Source organism: Streptomyces albus subsp. albus, assembly GCF_000725885.1.
In the GTDB taxonomy this organism is placed as follows: domain Bacteria; phylum Actinomycetota; class Actinomycetes; order Streptomycetales; family Streptomycetaceae; genus Streptomyces; species Streptomyces albus.
Window position 1 is genome coordinate 224,942 of record NZ_JODR01000017.1, and the last position, 20,774, is coordinate 245,715.

Annotated in this window: 16 protein-coding genes; 8 read left to right on the plus strand and 8 right to left on the minus strand. The window is 71.2% G+C overall.

All coding sequences use genetic code 11. From position 1 onward, the window contains the following. The first annotated feature begins 529 nt into the window (after positions 1–529). Positions 530–823, plus strand: a complete 294-nt coding sequence (locus IO40_RS38900; protein WP_016469294.1) for an Rv3235 family protein — start codon at positions 530–532, stop codon at positions 821–823. A gap of 499 nt (positions 824–1,322) precedes the next feature. Here the strand turns inward: IO40_RS38900 and secA are convergent, their stop codons facing one another. Further along, entirely contained in the window at positions 1,323–4,172 is a 2,850-nt protein-coding gene (gene secA / locus IO40_RS0120860) for a preprotein translocase subunit SecA (RefSeq protein WP_030409237.1), read from the minus strand. A gap of 197 nt (positions 4,173–4,369) precedes the next feature. Between secA and IO40_RS0120865 the strand changes: the two genes are divergently transcribed. Next, a complete protein-coding gene (locus IO40_RS0120865) occupies positions 4,370–4,957 on the plus strand; it encodes a GNAT family N-acetyltransferase (RefSeq protein WP_016469296.1) in 588 nt (195 codons plus the stop codon). 55 nt (positions 4,958–5,012) lie between these two features. Continuing rightward, positions 5,013–6,248, plus strand: a complete 1,236-nt coding sequence (locus IO40_RS0120870; RefSeq protein ID WP_418952593.1) for a winged helix-turn-helix domain-containing protein — start codon at positions 5,013–5,015, stop codon at positions 6,246–6,248. Between the two features lie 61 nt (positions 6,249–6,309). On the opposite strand, the gene IO40_RS0120875 is transcribed toward IO40_RS0120870, so the two are convergent. From IO40_RS0120875 to mtnA, 7 genes are all read right to left on the minus strand, one after another. After that, positions 6,310–7,062 carry a response regulator gene (locus IO40_RS0120875; protein WP_016469298.1) on the minus strand — a complete coding sequence of 251 codons (753 nt, stop codon included), beginning with the start codon at positions 7,060–7,062 and terminating at the stop codon, positions 6,310–6,312. Between the two features lie 170 nt (positions 7,063–7,232). Continuing rightward, positions 7,233–7,934: a ribosome hibernation-promoting factor, HPF/YfiA family gene (gene hpf / locus IO40_RS0120880; protein ID WP_016469299.1), complete on the minus strand. Its 702-nt coding sequence runs from the start codon at positions 7,932–7,934 to the stop codon at positions 7,233–7,235. Between the two features lie 313 nt (positions 7,935–8,247). Then, positions 8,248–8,850, minus strand: a complete 603-nt coding sequence (locus tag IO40_RS0120885; RefSeq protein WP_309505364.1) for a ComF family protein — start codon at positions 8,848–8,850, stop codon at positions 8,248–8,250. Positions 8,851–9,161: 311 nt separating this feature from the next. Further along, positions 9,162–11,030, minus strand: coding sequence for an LpqB family beta-propeller domain-containing protein (locus IO40_RS0120890; RefSeq protein WP_031175909.1), 1,869 nt, complete (start codon positions 11,028–11,030; stop codon positions 9,162–9,164). After that, a complete protein-coding gene (gene mtrB, locus IO40_RS0120895) occupies positions 11,027–12,949 on the minus strand; it encodes an MtrAB system histidine kinase MtrB (RefSeq protein ID WP_078565675.1) in 1,923 nt (640 codons plus the stop codon). Before mtrB ends, IO40_RS0120890 begins: the two co-directional genes overlap by 4 nt. Position 12,950: 1 nt before the next feature. Beyond that, the gene (mtrA, locus tag IO40_RS0120900; RefSeq protein WP_016469303.1) at positions 12,951–13,628 is read right to left on the minus strand and encodes a two-component system response regulator MtrA; all 678 of its coding nucleotides are present in this window, start codon (positions 13,626–13,628) and stop codon (positions 12,951–12,953) included. Beyond that, entirely contained in the window at positions 13,625–14,761 is a 1,137-nt protein-coding gene (mtnA, locus tag IO40_RS0120905) for an S-methyl-5-thioribose-1-phosphate isomerase (RefSeq protein WP_016469304.1), read from the minus strand. The genes mtrA and mtnA overlap by 4 nt, the downstream gene beginning before the upstream one ends. Before the next feature lie 132 nt (positions 14,762–14,893). Here mtnA and IO40_RS0120910 point away from each other — a divergent pair, with 132 nt between their 5' ends. Genes IO40_RS0120910 through IO40_RS0120930 form a run of 5 tightly spaced genes read left to right on the plus strand, consistent with a single transcriptional unit; the run spans position 14,894 to position 20,581 of the window. Further along, on the plus strand, positions 14,894–16,288 hold the full coding sequence (locus IO40_RS0120910; protein WP_016469305.1) for a DUF7544 domain-containing protein: 1,395 nt from the start codon (positions 14,894–14,896) through the stop codon (positions 16,286–16,288). 4 nt (positions 16,289–16,292) lie between these two features. After that, entirely contained in the window at positions 16,293–17,027 is a 735-nt protein-coding gene (locus IO40_RS0120915) for a DUF4129 domain-containing protein (protein WP_016469306.1), read from the plus strand. Beyond that, complete coding sequence (locus IO40_RS0120920; RefSeq protein ID WP_016469307.1) at positions 17,024–18,292, plus strand: DUF4350 domain-containing protein; 1,269 nt, start codon at positions 17,024–17,026, stop codon at positions 18,290–18,292. Before IO40_RS0120915 ends, IO40_RS0120920 begins: the two co-directional genes overlap by 4 nt. Continuing rightward, complete coding sequence (locus tag IO40_RS0120925) at positions 18,289–19,254, plus strand: AAA family ATPase (protein WP_031175911.1); 966 nt, start codon at positions 18,289–18,291, stop codon at positions 19,252–19,254. Before IO40_RS0120920 ends, IO40_RS0120925 begins: the two co-directional genes overlap by 4 nt. Positions 19,255–19,270: 16 nt before the next feature. Further along, on the plus strand, positions 19,271–20,581 hold the full coding sequence (locus tag IO40_RS0120930) for a DUF58 domain-containing protein (protein ID WP_031175912.1): 1,311 nt from the start codon (positions 19,271–19,273) through the stop codon (positions 20,579–20,581). Positions 20,582–20,774 lie beyond the last annotated feature (193 nt).

The window sequence follows — 20,774 nt, forward strand, 5'->3', positions numbered from 1 at the left end:
ACGCCCGTCCAACACACCCGACCCCACCGGGCCCGCAGGCCCGACAGACACACCCGACCCCACCGGGCCCGCAGGCCCGACAGACACACCTGGCCCCACGGCCGACTCGGTCCCGCAGCAGCCGGCCCACGCTGAGCTTCCCGGCCGTTCGCCATCGCCCGCCCACAAGAGCGCCGGCACCGTTTCCGCACCACCGCCCGCCCGCACCCGCGAGGCGACACCCGGTGCGGCATCCGTACCCGGCCCGCGTACCGCCCCGGAGGACACCTTCGGCACCGATCCCCTGACCACCCGCCAACCGTCCACGGCCTCGCCCACGGCAGCCGCCGAGGGCCCGCGCGCGACGCCCGCTCCGGGCGTACCCGCCGCCCGGCCGGCGTCCGCACGCGGGTCGCGCCGGAGGGTGCCGCGTGCGGCGCCCTCCCGGCCGCCGGGCCGGCGGGACAGCCGCCGCCCCGCCGATTCCGCACTGCGGGCTGCCGCACATCGGGCCCGCGACCATCAGCCCCCGTACTGGTTCGCCCGCCGCATGCTGCTCGTCCTCAGCGGACAGTGTTCCGTGCACACTCTTGTGGGGTACATCGCCGGCCCGGCCTTCGACCGTCTCACCGCGCTCGCCCCCACCGCACCGTTCCGCCCCTGCGGCACCGACCGCACCACACCTGCCGTGCTCGAAGCACGCGGCACCAAACCGTGTCCCGGCGTCATCGAGGCGTTCGCCCGCATCGCGACCGGTTCCCGCCAGCGCGCCATGGCGTTCCGTCTGGAGCGCCGGAACAACCGCTGGATCTGCACAGCCGTCGAGTTGGACACCGACCGGTGAACCCGGCCCCCGGTGCCGGCCCGTCCGGAGACAACCGACCCAGGCCGGCACCGGGGGCCTGAACGGGGGCTGCGAGGCGCTGCACGACCCCACGAGAGGCCGGAGCCGGGGTGCGCAGCCCTCGCAGCCTCCCCAGGGCCCCTCCCGGCCTCCCTGCCCCGGGGAGGCCGGAGAGACGGCAGCCACAGCCACAAGCACGGGCACGGGCACGGGCACAGCAGAGCCGCAGCCCAGCTACAGGCGGCCCAGCTACAGCCCCAGGTCACACCTCCGACGCAGGCACAGCCCAGGCCCAGCTACACCCGCGCCCACGCCCACACCCACAACCGCACCCGCAACCGCAACCGCCTCCACAGCCCCAGCAACGGACAAAGGCCCGGCCTCAGCGCGCCTGCCCCACCGGACGCCGACAGCCGAGGGGCCGGGCACCGAAGTGGTGCCCGGCCCCTCGCGGACGGCCGGCTCGGCGGGGAACGTCGGACGTACCCCGCCGAGGGCGTCACTTGCGCTTCTTGCGCCCCTTCTGTGCCTTGCGGCGCTCCGCCCGCGTCATCCCGTCGGCCTGCGAACGGATGGGACCGGTCTCGGTGCCGTCCGTACCGGCGCCGGCGTCGAGGTCGCCCTCGACGACACCGCCCTCCGCGGTGGGCGCGGAGAAGTGCAGCCGGTCGGGCCGCTGCGGCTGTTCCAGGCCCTTGGCACGGATCGCGGGGGCCGGCCCGGCGCCCGCCCCGGCCGGCACGGCGTCGCGCGGCTCGCCGTCCTTCTCCAGGGACGGCGCGGGCACGGCGTCCTCGACGGGGACCTCCTCGACCTGCTGCTCGACCTGCACCTCCAGGTTGAACAGATAGCCGACGGACTCCTCCTTGATGCCGTCCATCATGGCCTGGAACATGTCGTAGCCCTCCCGCTGGTACTCGACCAGCGGGTCCTTCTGGGCCATGGCACGCAGGCCGATGCCTTCCTGGAGGTAGTCCATCTCGTAGAGGTGCTCGCGCCACTTGCGGTCGAGCACCGAGAGGACGACGCGCCGCTCCAGCTCACGCATGATCTCGGAGCCGAGCTCCTTCTCACGCTTGTCGTACTGCTCGTGGATGTCGTCCTTGATGGACTCGATGATGAAGTCGGCGGTGATGCCCTCGCGGTCGCCTGCGGCCTCCTCCAGCTCCTCGACGGTGACCTGCACCGGGTAGAGCTGCTTGAACGCGCTCCACAGCCGGTCGAGGTCCCACTCCTCGGCGAAGCCCTCGACGGTCTCGGCCTGGACGTACGCCTCGATGGTGTCGTCCATGAAGTGCCGCACCTGCTCGTGCAGGTCCTCGCCCTCCAGGACGCGGCGGCGCTCGCCGTAGATGACCTCGCGCTGCCGGTTGAGCACCTCGTCGTACTTGAGGACGTTCTTGCGGATCTCGAAGTTCTGCTGCTCGACCTGCGACTGGGCGGAGGCGATCGCGCGGGTGACCATCTTGTTCTCGATGGGCACGTCGTCCGGCACGTTGGCCATGGACATCACACGCTCGACCATCTGGGCCTTGAAGAGCCGCATCAGGTCGTCGCCCAGCGACAGGTAGAAGCGCGACTCGCCCGGGTCGCCCTGACGGCCGGAACGGCCGCGCAGCTGGTTGTCGATACGGCGCGACTCGTGCCGCTCGGTGCCCAGCACGTACAGGCCGCCGAGTTCCTTGACCTCGTCGACGGCCGCCTTGACGGCCTTCTCGGCCTTCTCCAGCGCGGCCGGCAGCGCGGCGGCCCACTCCTCCGGGTGCTCGTTCGGGTCGAGGCCGCGCTCGCGCAGCTCGTTCTCCGCCATGCCCTCGGCATTGCCGCCGAGCTTGATGTCGGTACCGCGGCCGGCCATGTTCGTCGCGACGGTGACGGCTCCCTTGCGGCCCGCCTCGGCCACGATCAGCGCCTCGCGCTCGTGGTTCTTGGCGTTGAGCACCTGGTGGGGCACGCCGCGCTTGGTGAGCTGCTTGGACAGGTACTCGGACTTCTCGACCGAGGTGGTGCCCACGAGGATCGGCTGGCCCGTCTCGTGCTTCTCGCAGATGTCGTCGACGACCGCGTCGAACTTGGCGACCTCGGTGCGGTAGATCAGGTCGGCCTGGTCCTTGCGGGCCACGGGGCGGTGCGTGGGGATGGGCACGACGCCGAGCTTGTAGATCTGGTGGAACTCGGCGGCCTCGGTCATGGCCGTACCGGTCATGCCGGAGAGCTTGTTGTACAGGCGGAAGAAGTTCTGGAGGGTGATCGTGGCGAGCGTCTGGTTCTCGTCCTTGATCTCCACGCCTTCCTTGGCCTCGATGGCCTGGTGCATGCCCTCGTTGTAGCGGCGGCCGGCGAGGATGCGGCCCGTGTGCTCGTCGACGATCATGACTTCGCCGTCCATGACGACGTAGTCCTTGTCCTTCTTGTAGAGCTCTTTGGCCTTGATCGCGTTGTTGAGGTAGCCGACGAGGGGGGTGTTGACCGACTCGTAGAGGTTGTCGATGCCCAGCCAGTCCTCGACCTTGCTGACGCCGGACTCGTGGATGCCCACGGTGCGCTTCTTCTCGTCGACCTCGTAGTCACCCGTCTCGGGCTTCTGCGTACGCGGGTCGCCGGGCTCGCCCTTCTCCAGGCGCTTGACGAGCTTCGCGAAGTCGCTGTACCACTTCGTGGCCTGGTCGGCGGGGCCGGAGATGATCAGCGGCGTACGGGCCTCGTCGATGAGGATGGAGTCGACCTCGTCGACGATGGCGAAGTTGTGGCCCCGCTGCACCAGTTCGTCCTTCGACCACGCCATGTTGTCGCGCAGGTAGTCGAATCCGAACTCGTTGTTCGTGCCGTAGGTGATGTCGCAGGCGTACTGCTCGCGGCGCTGCGCGGGCGTCATGTTGGCGACAATGCAGCCGACGGTCAGCCCGAGGAAGCGGTGCACCCGGCCCATCCACTCGGAGTCGCGCTGCGCCAGATAGTCGTTGACCGTGACGATGTGCACACCGTCGCCCGACAGGGCGTTCAGATAGGCCGGGAGCGTACCGACCAGCGTCTTGCCCTCACCGGTCTTCATCTCGGCGACATACCCGAGGTGCAGCGCAGCGCCACCCATCAGCTGCACGTCGTAGTGTCGCTCGCCCAGTACGCGTTTGGCCGCCTCGCGGACGGTCGCGAACGCCTCCGGCATCAGGTCGTCCAGGCTCTCGCCGTCGGCGTACCGCTCCTTGTACTCGTCCGTGAGCGCGCGCAGCTCGGCGTCCGACAGGTCGACGAAGTCCTCTTCGATGGAATTCACCTGCCGCGCGATGCGGTCCAGCTTGCGCAGGATCTTCCCTTCACCTGCGCGCATGAGCTTGCCGAAGACGGACACTTAGGGTGGCTCCTTGCCGGTCGGGCCTGGCACGGTCTGCACGGTCAGTGCGGATGTTCGGTGCGGATCCGCGAGGTCCTCTCCTTGCCGAGGGCCTGTACCGCACCGGCCATCGTATGCGAGGGACGACTGCCCCTGTACCCCCAACGTGCCGGAGCGCCAGAAGGTGCCGCGGCGCCGGACGGCACAATCCGACTATGGAACCCATCACACTGCGCACCGACCGGCTGCTGCTGCGACCGTTCGCGGCACAGGACGTGGCCGCGGTCGCCGCCGCGTGCGACGACCCGGACATCCAGCGCTTCGTGCCCGTCCCGGAACCGTACACCCTCCAGGACGCCGAGGAGTTCGTGCACGTCACCAGCCCGGCCGGCTGGCGCGACGACACCGCGTACAACTTCGGCGTCTTCACACACGGAGGCGAACTGGTGGGCTCCATGGGGCTGACCCGCCTCGCCCACCTGCGCACCGCCGAGCGCCAGGCGGAACTGGGCTTCTGGACGGCCCGCGGCCGGCGCCGCAAGGGCTACACGGCCGAGGCCGGCCGGGCGGTCGCCGACTGGGCGTTCACCTCGCTGGGCGTGGAGCGGCTGGAGTGGGTCGCCCAGGTCGAGAACGCCGGGTCACGCGCCGTGGCACTGCGGATCGGCTTCGTGGAGGAGGGCATCCAGCGGGCACGGATCGTGCACAGGGGCACACGCCGCGACGCCCGGGTCGCCGCCCTGCTGCCCTCCGACTGGGGGCGCCGGCTGGAGACGCCGTACCTGCCCTCTCCCACCGTCTGACAGCCGCCGGGCGGACGGAAATCGGCTGTCGGTGGCCGCACTTATGGTGGGCCGCATGACGACTGGCCTGCCTTCCCCCAGCGGCTCCCCCGTCGGCCCCGCGCCCGCCCCGGCCGCCGCGCCCGCACCTGTGATCTCCCTCTCCGCCGACGAGGCACGCCGGATCGCACTGCGGGCCCAGGGGCTGCTGGGCGCCCCGGACCGGCGGGCGGGGGTGCACGGGGTGCTGCGGCACCTGGGGGCCGTACAGCTCGACACCATCTCCGTGCTGGCCCGCTCCCACGAGCTGGTGCCCTACGCACGGCTGGGCGCGGTGGGCCGGCAGGCCGTGGAAGCGGCGTACTGGACGGGTGCGCACAGTTTCGAGTACTGGTCGCACGCCGCCTGCGTACTGCCCATCGAGGAGTGGCCGCACTTCGCCTTCCGCCGCCGCGCCTTCCGTGAGCGGGGGCACCGCTGGCACCGGATGAAGGACCGGGAGGGCTCCTGCGCCGCCGTCCGTGACCGGCTCCGTACCGAGGGCCCGCTGACGACGGCCGGACTGGGCGGTGGCCGCAACGGCGGCGAGTGGTGGGACTGGTCCGAGAGCAAGATCGCGGTGGAGTGGCTACTGGACATCGGCGAGGTGGTGGTCACCGAGCGGCGCGGCTGGAAACGGATCTACGACCTGGCCGAGCGCGCCGTCCCCGCCACCCTCTTCCACGACGACCTGTCCGACGAGGAGTGCCTGCGCCGCCTGGTCGCCCAGGCGGGCACCGCCCTGGGGGTGGCGACCCGCGCCGACCTGGCCGACTATCACCGCCTCAAGGGCGAGCAGGTGGACGCCGTGATCACGGACACCGGTCTGGTCCCCGTCGAGGTGCAGGGCTGGCCACGGCGCGCTTGGGCCGACCCCGCGGCGTTGGAGAGCACCCCGCGCGGTCGGCACCGCACCACGCTGCTCTCCCCCTTCGACTCCCTCGTATGGGACCGGCCCCGCACCGGACGGATCTTCGGCTTCACCCACCGGCTGGAGGCCTACGTGCCCAAGCCGAAGCGGGTGCACGGGTACTTCGCGATGCCGCTGCTGGCCGGCGGCCGGCTGTGCGGCCGGGTGGATCCGGCCCGCGAGGGCTCGACACTGGTGGCTCGCCAGCTGTCCATGGACGGTGCCAGGGCCGTGGAGCCGATGGCCCGCGCACTGCGGGAAGCCGCCGCATGGGTGGGCTGCGACTCGGTACGGGTGGAGCGCTGCGCCCCCGAGGACCTGCGCGGCCCCCTCGATGCGGAACTCCGCGAGCTGGGGGTCTGACCGAAGGACCGCAGGGACACGGGGCGGGGCTGAGCGGACCGGGGGCGCCGGCCGCCTGCCCTCAGCGGATCTCCAGGATCTTCTCCCGCATCGCGTAGACGACCGCCTCCATGCGGGAGTGCAGCTGGAGCTTCTCCAGGATGTTCCGCACATGGTTCTTGACGGTGTTCTCGCTGATGAACAGCTCCTTGGCGATGTCCCGGTTGTTCATGCCGGTCGCCACCAGTTTGAGGACCTCCAGCTCCCGGTCGGTGAGCTTGGGAGCGGGCACCAGCTTGCTCTCGTCGGTGCGCTGGATCATCGACTTGAACTCGGTGAGCAGCTTCGCCGCCATGGAGGGGCTGATCTGCGACTGGCCGTCTGCCACCGCGCGGATCGCCGTGGACACCTCGTCGGTGGAGATCTCCTTGAGCAGGTATCCGGTGGCTCCCGCCTTGATCGCGTCGTAGAGGTCGGCCTCCTCATCGCTGATCGTCAGCATGATGATCTTCGCGCTGGGGGCCACCTCCTTGATGGCGGTGCACGCCTCGATGCCCCCCCGCCTGGGCATGCGCACATCCATCAGCACGATGTCCGGCAGCAGATCGGCCGCCTTGTCGACCGCCTCGGCCCCGTCCCCGGCCTCTCCGACGACCTGGATGTCCTCCTCCTGCGCCAGGACGATCTCCAGCCCCCGGCGGAACAGCGCGTGGTCGTCCACCACCAGCACCCTGATCGGCTCCGCCCGGGGCCCCCGGGCGGGCGGTTCCTCCTCGGCCACCGGGCCCGGGTGTGCGTCGGGCATGGGCATCACGGGCCCGAAGCTGTCCACCATCGTTCCTCCCCCTGCACCCTGTCTCCACCAACCCCGCTACGGACAAAGGCGGTTGGCGTGGGTCTTGATGTTACTCACGCCGACGCCCCCGGCCGGGTGCCCAGACCCGGCCGGGGGCGCGAAACATCAAGCCGGTGGCTCGGGCGGTACCGGGCCGTACCGCCGATCCGTCAGCCGCTGAGCGCTCCGCCCGCACCGGGCGGGGGCTCCTCGACGAACGGGTCCGGCTCCAGATGGATCACGCCGTAGTCGTAGCCGTGCCGCCGGTAGACGACACTGGGCTGCTTGGTCTCGGAGTCGACGAACAAGTAGAAGTCGTGGCCGACCAACTCCATTTCGTACAAGGCCTGGTCGAGCGTCATGGGTGCCGCCCGGTGGGTCTTCTCCCGGACGACGAGCGGCCCCTCGCCCTGGACTTCCAGCGGTCCTGCCGCGGTGACCGGCGGGAGGTCGTCGGTCTTCGGGGGAGCGGCCACCGCTCCGGCAGCCGCCTCGAGTTCTCCGTTGAGTTCCGACGCGAGGTGGGCGGTTGCCGCGGCCACACTCACCGGTGTGCGCCTGCCGCCCCGGTGGACGCGGCGCTTGTCGGCCTGCTTGCGCATCCGGGCCTCCAGCTTGGTGGTGGCCAGGTCCAGCGCCGCATACGGGTCGGAAGCGGCTGCTTCCGCACGGATGACCGGTCCTCGCGTACGCAGAGTGATTTCCACCCTGTCGGAACGGTCGGCCTGCCGGGGGTTGTGCTCCTTGCACACCTCGACTTCAAGGTTGATGACCTTGCCGTCGAGCTTCTTGACCTTCTCCAGCTTCTCGGCCACGTGCTTGCGGAACCGGTCGGGCACCTCTGTCTTGCGGCCCTTGACGACGATGTCCACGCAGAACTCCGTTCCCGGACGGTCCGCCTGTCTCGGTGCGGATCGTCCTTGGTGCACTGACGCCGGAGGCTCGGGCCTCTTGCCGATGGCTCTCCGGCTAGAGGTCGGCTTGCGGGTTTCACCTCCTTCTCCCCCTGAGGGAAGATCGCCACCCAATCCGAACGTACCTCCACCGGGGGATGCTCGGCACCCCCTACTGGCACGTACCTCCGATCAGGCGAGTCGCCCCTCGTATCACCTGCAACGATGATGTCAATCTGGTAGTTCCCACGCCTCTGGGACGGTTTCCCCGGGCAACTTTCCCGCCCGTCTCTCAGCCGTCCGTACGCACCGCGAGCACCGCGGCGGATGCCACTCCTCCCAAGGCCCGCGCCGCCTCCGTGAGCGACGCACCCGTCGTCATCACATCGTCCACCAGCACGACGCGTCCCGCACCCAGCAGCCGTCTCCCGGCTGGCGCCGCCTCCAGGGCTCCCGCAACATTCGCGGTCCGCTGCGTCGCGGTGAGACCGGACTGGTCGACGACGCTCCGCCGCTGGCGCAGCACCGGCAGCACCCGTACGGCCATGCCCTCCCTCCTGAGCATGCGGGCGGCCTCCTGTGCCAGGCCCCGCACCGGGTCGTGCCCCCGCCCCGCGACCGCCCGGCGCGAGGAGGGCACCGGCACGAGTGTGACGGGCACCCGGCGCCGTGGATGCGGGCCGCCGTCCCGGGAGGGCGGCCCGCACCTGGCGGAGGCGGTGGGCAGGCGGGTGTGAGGTGAGGGGTGCGCGGGGGCCTGCGGTGCGTTCGCGGCCATCCGGACGGCGCAGGCGAGCGCCGCCCCCAGTGGCGCGGCCAGCCCGAGGGCGCCGCGCTCCTTGTGAGCTAGCAGCGCGGCCCGCACCCCGCCGGTGTACGTGAGCGCTCCGTACACCCGAGGCAGTCCGGACGGCACGCGCGCGGGCCACACCCGTCGCGGCACCGCGCCTTTCAGCACGCTGCTGCACTCTTCGCACAAGCGGTCCCGCACACGCGGACGACCGCACCCGGCGCACCCCTCGGGCAGCACCAGACCTGCGATTTCCCGCGGGAGGCTCTGCCATGACTCCCGCATGGCCTCAACTGTGGCAGCGCCGGGCCGCGGGCACCAGCCCTGTGGATAACTACCGCCGCCCGGCCCGCGCGACCTCGGCCGAGCGGGGGAACACGCAGCAGGCCGCCAAGAAAGCCAAGAAAATGGCCTGGTCAGCCCGGGTAAGCGGGGGCGGAGCCGGTTTCGGTCAGCATTTTCCAGTTGGCGTCGGGGGGCAGTCGCACGATGCCGTCCTCGGAGTCGGCGAGCAGCGGTTTGCTCTCGTCCTCGGACGCGGCGACGCCCGTCACGTCGTTGATCCCGGGCAGCGTCGGCTGGTCGGAGACCGAGCCGTCGGTCTCCATGTACTGCAACTGCTGCACGCTCCCCGACTCGCGCCCCACCACCACGAGCCGGCTGCCGCCGGCCCAGGAGGCCGCCGCCACATGTTCGAGCTGCGGGGCGACCGGTCGCAGCTGCTCGACGGTCACCTTGGGCTTCTTGACGGTGCCGGCCCGCACCACACGGCCGAGCTGGAGCGAGACACGTCCGTGCGCGTCCCGTACCCGCAGGGCGATCCGCACCCCGTCGGAGGCGATCCGCAGCGATTCGATGCGCTCGCCCTTGCCCAGGTCGGGGACGCGTACCTCGTCCGGCTTGTCCTTGCCGCCGCGCAGCCGCAGCAGCCGCGGGGCGGCGGGGTCGCGGTCGGCCACCCACAGGTCTCCGAGCCCGTCCCAGCTGGGCGCGGTGAGCCGGTCGTTCTCGTTCTTGGCCCTGCTGGTGAGCACGGGGGCGCCGAGCGCCGTGCTCGTACCGCCGTCCAGGGACGTCACGTACAGCGCGCGCCGGCCGCGGGAGACCGCCGCGCCCTCGCTCTCGATCCGGTTGACGGCGACGGCCCCCATCTCCACCTGGCCACCGCCCAGCGGACCCCCGACGGGCTGTGGGTCCTCGTCCTTGCGCTGGAAGGCCGCGACCCGGTGCTGCTCGTCGATGAAGTAGGCGCGCTTGGCGCTGCCGTTGAGGCGGCCGGGCTGGTAGGGGGTGGCCTGCTCACGGGTCTGGGTGCACATCTCGCGGTTGCGGGGCCCGGCCAGCTCGACCTTGCTGACTTTCGCCGACGCCTGGTCCTGTACGGCGTAGAGGATCTGCGCGGCCATCAGCACGCACTGCCGGGGCTTCGCCCTTGCACCCCGCGCGTTCAGCTTCACCCGCAGCACACCCGAGTCGTCCAGCGACAGCCGCTGCCTGGGCGCCAGCCGCGTACCGTGCGGGAACGACGAGGTGACGACGGGATCCAGCCATCCCGACGGCCCCTGAAGCAGCGCCGAGACCGTCTCGGTGACCGGGTCGATACGCCGCCGAAGGTAGACGGGATCGGCGACGAGCACGTTCTGACCGTCCGTGATCGAGTCCGCGTCCGGGCCCAGCTTCGCGTAGTAGTAGGTGTTCACGGGACGGTAGATGCGCTGGAAGTCCGACTCGCCGAGCACCAGACCGTCCGGCATCTGGTCGATCCGCCACTCGCCCCGCACCTTCGTCAGGTGGAAGACCTCGCTGTACTCGCCCTTCGACGGCGAATAGGCGTGCTTGCTGTCGACCTCGGCCATCCGCCGCCCGGAGACCTCCACCGAGTAGCCCTCGACATCGGCCACCCGGCGCGGCGGAGCCTTGCGCACGCTCGGCCCGTCGGAGAGCACCGTCGTCGACTGGAACGGATCCCACAGGCGGGCCATCTTGCGGGTCAGGTACTCACGGGCGGTGGGAAAGGTCGCCTCGTCGCTGGTGGTCGCCTCCAGGAAACCCCGGACGATCTGCGTCGGCGTCTCGCCCTTCTGCGGGCTGACGCTGTAGACCCGCACCTGGGAGTCCGCCTCGGCCCGGCGCGAGGAGGTGACCTGGTCCACGCTCCCGTCGTCCGGCATGGACGCGCAGCCGGCCAGCAGCGCGGCACACGCCGCGAGCACCACCGGCACCCGCAGGCGGTGCGCGGCGCGCACAGCGCGGTCTCCGCGCATCGAGCGGCGCGAGCCCGTCATCCGCGCTCCCCTCCTGTCCGTACTCCCCCTTCGGCAACCCGGCTCTCGGTCCCGTTTGCGCCACCCGCCCCCACGGGCAGGGCCGGCGCCGCGGCGGCCACCGCGGCTCCACGTCTGCGGGGCGAGTCCTCCGGTTCGAGCCGCAACGGCGACCCGCGCAGCGGCTCCCCTGCGGTGCACGGAACGACCAGCAGGAACTGCGAACCGTGCCCCGGCTCGCCCCAGGCGCGCAGCCAGCCGCCGTGCAGCCGGGCGTCCTCCAGCGCGATCGACAGCCCGAGCCCGGTGCCCCCGGTGGTACGGGCCCGCGCCGGGTCGGCCCGCCAGAAGCGGTTGAAGACGCGCTCCGCCTCCCCCTCCTTGAGGCCGACGCCGTAGTCGCGTACGGCCACTGCCACCGCGCCGTTCCCGGCCGCCAGGCGCACCACCACGTCCCGGCCCTCACCGTGCTCGACGGCGTTGTCGACCAGGTTGCGCAGCACCCGCTCGATCCTGCGGCCGTCCACCTCCGCGATGACCGGCTCCTCGTCACCGCGCACCACGATGCGGCTGCCCTTGCGGTCGGCCAGCGGCTCGCAGCCCTCCACGACACGGTGGACGACATCGCGCAGGTCCACCGCACTCGCCTCCAGATTGGCAGCGCCCGCGTCGAACCGGCTGATCTCCAGCAGGTCGGCCAGCAGCGACTCGAACCGGTCCAGCTGTCCGAGCAGCAGCTCGGCCGACCGCGCCGTGGCCGGATCGAAGTCCTCACGCGCCTCGTGGATGACGTCCGCGGCCATCCGCACCGTCGTCAACGGCGTACGCAGCTCGTGCGAGACGTCGGAGACGAACCGCCGCTGCATCCGGGACAGCTCCTCCAGCTGCTGGATCTTCACCTGGAGGTTCTGCGCCATCTTGTTGAACGATTCGCCCAGCCGTGCGATGTCGTCCTCACCGGTGACCTTCATCCGCTCCTGGAGCCGGCCGGCGGCCAGCCGCTCGGAGATCCCGGCGGCCATCCGTACGGGGGTCACCACCTGCCGCACCACCAGCCAGGCGATGGCACCCAGCAGGACCACCACGAACACCCCCGCGGTGGCCAGCGTGCCCTTGACCAGGCTGAGCGAGTCCTCCTCCTGGGTGAAGGGGAAGACGTAGTAGAGCTGGTACGGATTGCCACGCGCGTCGTTGAGGCGCTTGCCGACGATCAGCGCCGGGTCGCTCCCGCCGCTCTGGTGGTAGACGCGCGCATAGCGGCGGTGCGGCCCCGGCTCCTCGTCCAGCGCCTTGCGCAGGTCCGCCGGGACGCTCTCCTCCGGACGGATGTCACCGGAGGACCGCGGCCCCCGGGTCGTCGTGGTGCTGGTGCCCAGGAACGGCGACTCGTCGCTGTCCGACCCCAGCGCCACGACCGAGTAGACGCCCTGGCCGCCGCTGGCCAGCTGCTCCACCAGATTGTTGAGCCAGGTGCCCGAATTCTGCGGGATACGCGTGCCCCGCACCCCGTCCTGCGTCCCCGTGCCCTGCGGTCCGCTGACCGCGCTGTCGGCCATCTGCTCGGCCGCGGCGAAACCGCCCGACGCCTGGCTCTGCGCCGTCTTCTCCTTGGCCTCCAGCAGACCGTTGCGGACCTGCCCGATGACGACGAGCCCCAGCAGCAGCACCACTCCGAGGGAGAGCAGCAGCGTCGCCACGACCACCCTGAGCTGGATATTGCGCCGCCACAGCCGCATCACCGGCAGCAGCGGCCGACGCACCCACCGGACGAAGAAGCGCACCATGGGGCGCGCGCCAGGGCCGGTCGCGCCCTCGGGGAGCAGCCCGTCCGAAAACAGAACACCGCTTCGCCACAAACGCCCGAATTTGGATATATCGGACTCGCGTCCCGCACCCCGTCCCCCACCGGTGCGGTGCGGAGCCGAGGAGTGCCGCGTCATCTCAGCTGGGCCCGGCCTTGTAACCCACGCCGCGCACGGTCACCACGATCTCCGGCCGCTCCGGGTCCTTCTCGACCTTGGAACGCAACCGCTGCACATGCACGTTCACCAGCCGCGTGTCCGCCGCGTGCCGGTACCCCCACACCTGCTCCAGCAGCACCTCCCGCGTGAACACCTGCCACGGCTTGCGCGCCAGCGCCACCAGGAGATCGAACTCGAGAGGGGTCAGGGCTATGGACTGGCCGTCCCGCTTCACCGAATGCCCGGCCACATCGATGACCAGATCACCGATCGCCAACTGCTCCGGAGCCGGCTCCTCGGACCTGCGCAGCCGCGCCCGGATCCGCGCCACCAGCTCCTTCGGCTTGAACGGCTTGACGATGTAGTCGTCCGCGCCCGACTCCAGGCCCACCACCACATCGACCGTGTCGCTCTTGGCGGTGAGCATGACCACCGGCACCCCGGACTCAGCCCGGATCAGCCGGCACACCTCGATACCGTCCCGGCCGGGCAGCATCAGATCGAGCAGCACCAGGTCCGGCTTCGTCTCACGGAAGGCGGCAAGCGCCTTGTCACCGTCCGCGACGAACGACGGCTCGAAACCTTCTCCGCGCAGCACAATGCCGAGCATCTCCGCCAGTGCGGTGTCGTCATCGACGACAAGGACGCGTCCCTTCATGACCTCATCATCCCATTAGCCGATCGCGACGCCTTCCCACGTGACGCGGAACACAAATCGGCCACCCCGTCCGCCGTCACCGGTGACGCCACTCCCTCTTCCGTAACCAGCGCCGTGACCAGGGCGGCAGGCGTCACATCGAACGCGGGATTGTAGGCCGCCGCCCCAGCCGGAACCAGCGAGACCGCCTCCCCCTCAGCACCAGCCGGCCGACCCTCGGCCCACGGCCCCCGGGCCACCTCGTGCGCCGCCCGCTGCTCCACCTCGATCTCCGCGCCGGTGGCCGTCTCCGGATCGATCGTCGTCACCGGAGCCACCACCACGAAAGGCACCTTGTGGTGCGCCGCGAGCACCGCCAGCGGATACGTCCCCACCTTGTTCGCGACCGAGCCGTCAGCGGCGATCCGGTCCGCACCCACCAGCACCGCGTCCACCTCACCGGCTGCGAACAGCGACCCGGCCGCGTTGTCCGTCAGCACGCTGTAGGCCATGCCCGCCTTGGCCGCCTCGTACGCCGTCAGCCGCGCACCCTGCAAGAGCGGACGGGTCTCCCCCACCCACAACCGCCGCAGACCACCGGCCCGGTGCACCGCCTTGACGACCGCCAGCGCCGTACCCTCACCACCCGACACCAGCCTTCCGGTGTTGCAGTGCGTCATCAGCCGCAGCCCGTCACCCGGCACCAGATCCGCCAGCAGCGCACGGCCGTGCCCGGCCATCCGGTCGCTGGCCTCGGCGTCCTCCCGGTGCAGCGCACGGGCCTCCGCCAACGCCCGGGCCGCAGCCTCCGGCGCACCGGCCCCCGACCGCACGGCAGCCGCATGCGCGGCCTCCGCCCTGCGCGCCCCGTACGCCAGATTCACCGCCGTCGGCCGCGCGTGCGCCAACTGATCCGCCGCTTCCGCCACATCGAGGCCACGCGCCGCCGCCAGCGCGACGCCGTACGCGCCGGCGATCCCCAGCAGCGGCGCACCCCGCACCGCCAGCGACTGGATGGCCTCCACCAGAGCCGGCACGTCCGCACACACCAGCTCGGCCTCCTCGTGGGGCAGCCGCCTCTGGTCGAGGAGCACCACGACCGGGCCCTCGGACAGCTCCTCGTAACGGATCACGGGCACACACTCTTCAGCCATCCGCCCAGTCTGCCTGCTGATCGCAGGCCACTTGAAGGGCAAGGGCCGCTACCGCCTGGTCATGACGGTGCCGCCCCGTGGCACGATGGGCAGCCAACCAGGCACGGGACTATCCACACGAGGTGACCTCACGTGAACGACTCCCCGGGCTGGGCCTCGCCCGGATCCTCCTCGCCCGAATCCGGGCCCGACCGACCCGCGGACACCACCGCACAGGGGGAGGACGCCAAGGGCGACGACACGGAGCGCACCACTGCCGACGCCGTACCAAGGCCCCGGGACGACCAGTCCGGCGACGACCGCCCCCGCAACTGGTCCTCCCAACAGCCGCCCGCCGCCCCGCAGGACTCCGCCTGGGGTGCCCCCACCACCGGCCGCAGCCCCCGCAACGGCCCGGCCCGGCCCGGGCACCAGGATGCGAACCCCGCCCCGCAGCCCCCGGCGGCCCCCGGCCCAGGCTGGAACCAGGGGGGTTGGAATCAAGGCGGCTGGAACCAGGGCGGCTGGCACAACGGCTGGGCACGGCAGCCCCTGCCGCCCAAACCCGGCGTCGTCCCCCTGCGCCCGCTCGGCGTCGGCGAGATCCTCGACGGCTCAGTCAGCACCATGCGCGCCCACTGGCGCACCGTCCTGGGCATCTCCCTCGCCGTCGCGGTCATCACCGAACTCGTCTCCGCCCTGGTCATGGGGCTGTGGCTGGGCGACACCAGCAGCGAACTCGACGCCCTGGCCGAGACCGACAACCCCAGCATGGACGACGTCAGCGGCGCCCTCACCAGCGCGTTCAGTAGCCTGAGCGTCGTCGCCGTCGTCAGCATGCTCGGCAGCGTCATCGCCACTGCCATGCTGACCGTCGTCGTCAGCCGCGCCGTCCTCGGCCGCAACGTCACCCTCGGCGAAGCCTGGCGCGACTCCCGCCCTCAGCTCCTGCGTCTGCTCGGGCTGCTCATCGTCATCCCGCTCCTCGTCTCCGTCGCCTTCCTGGTCTGCCTGCTGCCCGGCCTCCTCCTCTCCTTCGGCGGTTCAGCCAACCTGGGCATCGCCCTGCTCTTCCTCGGCTTCCTTGGCGGACTCGCCGCCGGAGCCTGGATCTGGGTGCGCTTCTGCCTCGCGCCACCGGCCCTGATGCTGGAGAAACAAGGGCTCCTCGCCGCCCTGCGTCGCTCGGGCAAACTGGTCAGCGGCAGCTGGTGGCGCATCCTCGGGATCCAGCTCCTCGCCTTCCTCCTGATCTCCGCTATCTCCTTCGTCGCCGCCCTGCCCACCACCGTCATCTCGGCGCTCTTCACCGGCGGATCCACCCTCACCGACACCGCAGCCGCCACCGGCTGGACCCCCCTCATCATCAACGGCATCGGTTCCGTCATCGCCTCGACCATCTCCCTCCCGCTCAACGCCGGCATCACCGCCCTGCTCTACCTCGACCAGCGCATCCGCCGCGAGGCCCTCGACCTCGAACTCGCCCGCGCCGCAGGCGTCCCCGGCTACGACAACCCCACGCCCGAGCCGCCCGCCCCGGGAAGCTGACGCCATGCCGGGGGGACCGACCACCGTCGCAACACTCCATGCCGCCGTGCTCCGCCGCACAACGGCACGGAACGGCGACGACGTGCCCGTCACCACCCCCCGGCTGCCCGCCCGGGAAGACGCCGAACGCGAACTGACCAAGCCCGAATACCACCAACACGACCCGAACCTCGCCCAACGCGCCCTCAACTGGCTGTGGGACCGCATCGGCGACCTGCTCAGCACCGCAGCCGGCGCCAGCCCCGGCGGCTGGATCGGGCTCCTTGCCATCACCGTCCTCGTCATCCTCCTTCTCATCGCACTCCGCCTGCGCCTGGGAAAGCTCCGCCCCCAGCCGTCCACCAGCACCGGCGACCTGTTCACCGACCGCCCCCGCACCGCGGACGACCACCGGGCAGCAGCCGAAGCGCACGCCGCCGCGGGCCACTGGAGCGCCGCCGTCCAGGAACGCATGCGCGCCCTCGTCCGCTCCCTGGAGGAACGCGCCCTGCTCGACCCACGCCCCGGCCGCACCGCCGACGAAGCAGCCACCGAAGCAGGCCGCGCCCTCCCCGGCCACGCCGCACAACTCCGCACTGCGGCACGCACATTCGACGACATCACCTACGGCGACCGCTCCGCCGACCAGGCCGCCTACACCCGCCTGCGCGATCTCGACACCGACCTCCTCTCCACCACACCCCGCCCCGCCGCAGACACCGCCTCGCCCACGCCGGCCCAGCGTGGAGGCCCCGCTTGACGACCCCGGCCGCCACCTCGACCTCCCCCACAGCCCGCCTGCTGTGGCGGCGTGCCCGAGGGCTCCTCCTGGCCGCCGCCGTACTGGCCGTCGCCGGCGTGACCATCGCCGCCCTGCGCTCCGGCGAGCACACCGGCGCCCTCGATCCCCGCTCGGCCGCCCCTTACGGCAGCAAGGCCCTCTCCCGTCTGCTGGCCGACCGGGGCGTAAGCACCAACATCGTCACCAGCACCGACCAGGTACGCGCCGAGACCGGTCCCCGCACCACCCTCCTCGTGCCGTTTCCCAATTCCCTCGACGACCATCAGCGCAAAGCCGTCCGCGACGCCGCCGGCCACAGCGGCCGAACCGTCCTCCTCTCCCCGGGCCCCGACGCGACGGCTGCCCTCATCCACGGCGTCCGTACCTCCGCACCGACACCGGTGCAGCGCACACCCCCGGACTGCACCCTCCCCGCCGCACAGCGGGCCGGCGACAGCGACCTCGGCGGCTTCCGCTACACCACGAACACCGAGGGCTCCGACGCCTGCTACCTCAGCGACGGCAAACCCACCCTCCTCCGCGTCCCCCACGCCCTCTCCGAAGACACCGAAACGTCAGGCGACACCGTCCTGCTGGGCACCCCCGAACCCCTCTACAACAAGCACCTCGACCAGCACGGCAACGCCTCCCTGACCCTGCAACTCCTCGGCACACACCCCCGCCTCCTCTGGTACCTGCCCACGGACGCCGGCACCGCGCCCCCGAGCGACCAGCAACGCGGCCTCCTCGACCTCCTCCCCAGCGGCTGGACCTGGGCCACCCTCCAACTCGGCGTCGCCGCAGCACTCGCCGCCCTCTGGCGAGCCCGCCGCCTGGGCCCACTCGTGCCCGAGAAGCTCCCCGTCAGCGTGCCCGCCTCCGAGACCACCGAAGGCCGCGCACGCCTCTACCGGCGCGCCAACGCCCGAGGCCACGCCGCCGACGCGCTCCGCTCCGCGAGCCGCACCAGACTCGCCCCGCAAGCCGGGCTACCGCCGGCTCAGGCTCACCTCCCCGAAGTGCTCGTACCGGCCCTGACCGACCGGACAGCCCGCCACCCTGTCCCAGCGCCGGACAGCGGCCCATTCGACGAGCGCACCATCCGCACGCTGCTCTTCGGACCACCGCCACAGGACGATGCCGCACTCGCCCGCCTCGCGGACGACCTCGACCGCCTGGAACGGCATCTGATCTCGGACACCTCTCCCGCCACACCTCCGAAAGACAAGGACACCTCTTCGTGAGCGCCCCCTCCGCAGACAGCGCCCGCAGCGCCCTCGAGGCGCTCCGCCAGGAAATCTCCAAAGCCGTCGTGGGCCAGGACGCCACGGTCACCGGCATGGTCGTAGCACTGCTGTGCCGCGGTCACGTCCTCCTGGAAGGAGTGCCCGGAGTCGCCAAGACGCTGCTGGTACGAACGCTGGCCACCGCACTCGACCTCGACACCAAGCGGGTCCAGTTCACTCCCGACCTCATGCCGAGCGACGTCACCGGCTCCCTCGTCTACGACTCACGCACCGCCGAATTCTCCTTCCAGCCCGGCCCCGTCTTCACCAACCTCCTCCTCGCCGACGAGATCAACCGCACTCCTCCCAAGACACAGGCCGCCCTCCTCGAAGCCATGGAGGAACACCAGGTGTCGGTGGACGGTACGCCCCGCGCCCTGCCCGAGTTCTTCCTGGTCGCAGCCACCCAGAACCCGGTCGAATACGAAGGGACCTACCCGCTCCCCGAAGCACAGCTGGACCGCTTTCTGCTGAAGCTCAACGTGCCACTGCCCTCGCGGGACACCGAGATCGATGTCCTCACACGTCACGCTGAAGGCTTCGACCCACGCGACCTGCACGCCACCGGGGTACGCCCCGTCGCCGGCGCCGCCGAGATCCAGGCCGCCCGCGCCGCCGTCGCCGAGACCACCGTCGCCCCGGAAGTCACCGGCTACATCGTCGATATCTGTCGTGCCACGCGCGAATCCCCCTCGCTCTCCCTCGGCGTCTCACCCCGAGGCGCCACCGCTCTGCTCGCCACCGCCCGCGCATGGGCATGGCTCACCGGCCGGGACTACGTCACCCCGGACGACGTAAAGGCCTTCGCCCCTCCCACGCTTCGCCACCGCGTCCAACTCCGCCCGGAGGCCGAGATGGAAGGCATCACAGCGGACAGCGTGATCAACTCGATCCTTTCCCACGTACCGGTCCCCCGCTGAGAGAGCTGAACACCCCATGGCCCTCACCGGACGAACAGCGCTCATCGCCGCTCTCGGAGCACTCTTCGTGGGCCTGGTGCTGCCCAGCTGGACCGGTCTGCTCGCTGTCGAACTCCCCCTCCTGCTCGTCATCGTCGCCGACCTCGTATGGGCAGCACCAGTGAATCGACTCCTGTTCACCCGAAGCGGTGACACTTCAGTTCGACTCGGCGAACAGGCTGTCGCATCACTGGTTGTCTCCAACCCCGGCCGTCGCCCGCTTCGCGCACGTATCAGGGACGCCTGGCCACCGAGCTGCTGGCCTTCGGACGCGCCGCCCGAGGCAGGACACCACCGGCTCCGCATCCCGCCCGGCGAGCGCCGCCGCATCACGACCACCCTCCAGCCCACTCGCCGGGGAGACCGCACCGCACACCGCGTCACCGTCCGCTCCTACGGCCCGCTGGGTCTCGCGGCCCGCCAAGGCCACCACCAGGTGCCCTGGACGATCCGGGTTCTCCCCGCCTTCACCAGCCGCAAGCACCTGCCGGCAAAGCTGGCACGCCTCCGCGAACTCGACGGCCGCACCAGTGTGCTGACCCGAGGCCAAGGCACCGAGTTCGACAGCCTGCGCGACTACGTACCCGGCGACGACACCCGCTCCATCGACTGGCGAGCAACCGCCCGGCAGACATCCGTCGCCGTCCGCACCTGGCGCCCCGAACGGGACCGGCGCATCCTGCTCGCCCTCGACACCGGACGCACCTCAGCCGGACGCCTCGGCAACGTGCCCCGTCTCGACGTCGCCATGGACGCGGCCCTCCTCCTGGCCGCCCTGGCCTCCCGGGCCGGCGACCGCGTCGATCTCCTCGCCCACGACCGCGCAGCCCGAGCCAGAGTCACCGGACGTACGGGTCACCAAGTGCTGCCCGCCATGGTCGACGCCATGGCGCCGCTGGAATCCGCACTCGTCGAATCCGACCTCCGCAGCCTCGCCTCCACAGCACTGCGCATGGCCCCACAAAGGTCTTTGCTCGTCCTGTTCACTGGACTTGACCGCGCTCCGGTCGAAGAGGGGCTGCTTCCCGTTCTTTCGCTGCTCACCCAACGCCACACCGTCCTCGTCGCAGCGGTGGCAGACCCCCGCATCGACGAGATGGCCCGTGCCCGCGGCAGTCTCGACGCGGTCTACGACGCGGCAGCCGCCTCCCGAGCCCAGGCAGAACGCAAGGAAACAGCCGATCGTCTCCGCCGACACGGCGTCACGGTCGTCGACGCCCCACCGTCTCGTCTCGCCCCTGAACTCGCTGACGCCTACCTCGCTCTCAAGGCCGCAGGCCGCCTCTGAGCCCTCCGGACGTTTCACTGCACGTCCGGGCGACAGCCGCGGACACAGAGAGCCGCACGGTCATCTGACGGCCGGCTCGACCCACCACTCACCACCATCCAGAACCTCACCCCCGAAGGACGGTAACCCCAGCGGGGGATGCCTCCCGGAGACCGCACACGGGGCCGGTGTCCGCCAGCCGGCGGGAAAGTGA

Coding starts and splice junctions, on each gene's coding strand:
- mtnA (WP_016469304.1), bottom strand. CDS start 14,761: ATGGCTGAAGAGTGTGTGCCCGTGATCCGTTACGAGGAGCTGTCCGAG.
- IO40_RS0120915 (WP_016469306.1), top strand. CDS start 16,293: ATGCCGGGGGGACCGACCACCGTCGCAACACTCCATGCCGCCGTGCTC.
- mtrB (WP_078565675.1), bottom strand. CDS start 12,949: ATGACGCGGCACTCCTCGGCTCCGCACCGCACCGGTGGGGGACGGGGT.
- IO40_RS38900 (WP_016469294.1), top strand. CDS start 530: ATGCTGCTCGTCCTCAGCGGACAGTGTTCCGTGCACACTCTTGTGGGG.
- IO40_RS0120865 (WP_016469296.1), top strand. CDS start 4,370: ATGGAACCCATCACACTGCGCACCGACCGGCTGCTGCTGCGACCGTTC.
- mtrA (WP_016469303.1), bottom strand. CDS start 13,628: ATGAAGGGACGCGTCCTTGTCGTCGATGACGACACCGCACTGGCGGAG.
- IO40_RS0120890 (WP_031175909.1), bottom strand. CDS start 11,030: ATGACGGGCTCGCGCCGCTCGATGCGCGGAGACCGCGCTGTGCGCGCC.
- IO40_RS0120870 (WP_418952593.1), top strand. CDS start 5,013: ATGACGACTGGCCTGCCTTCCCCCAGCGGCTCCCCCGTCGGCCCCGCG.
- IO40_RS0120875 (WP_016469298.1), bottom strand. CDS start 7,062: ATGGTGGACAGCTTCGGGCCCGTGATGCCCATGCCCGACGCACACCCG.
- IO40_RS0120930 (WP_031175912.1), top strand. CDS start 19,271: ATGGCCCTCACCGGACGAACAGCGCTCATCGCCGCTCTCGGAGCACTC.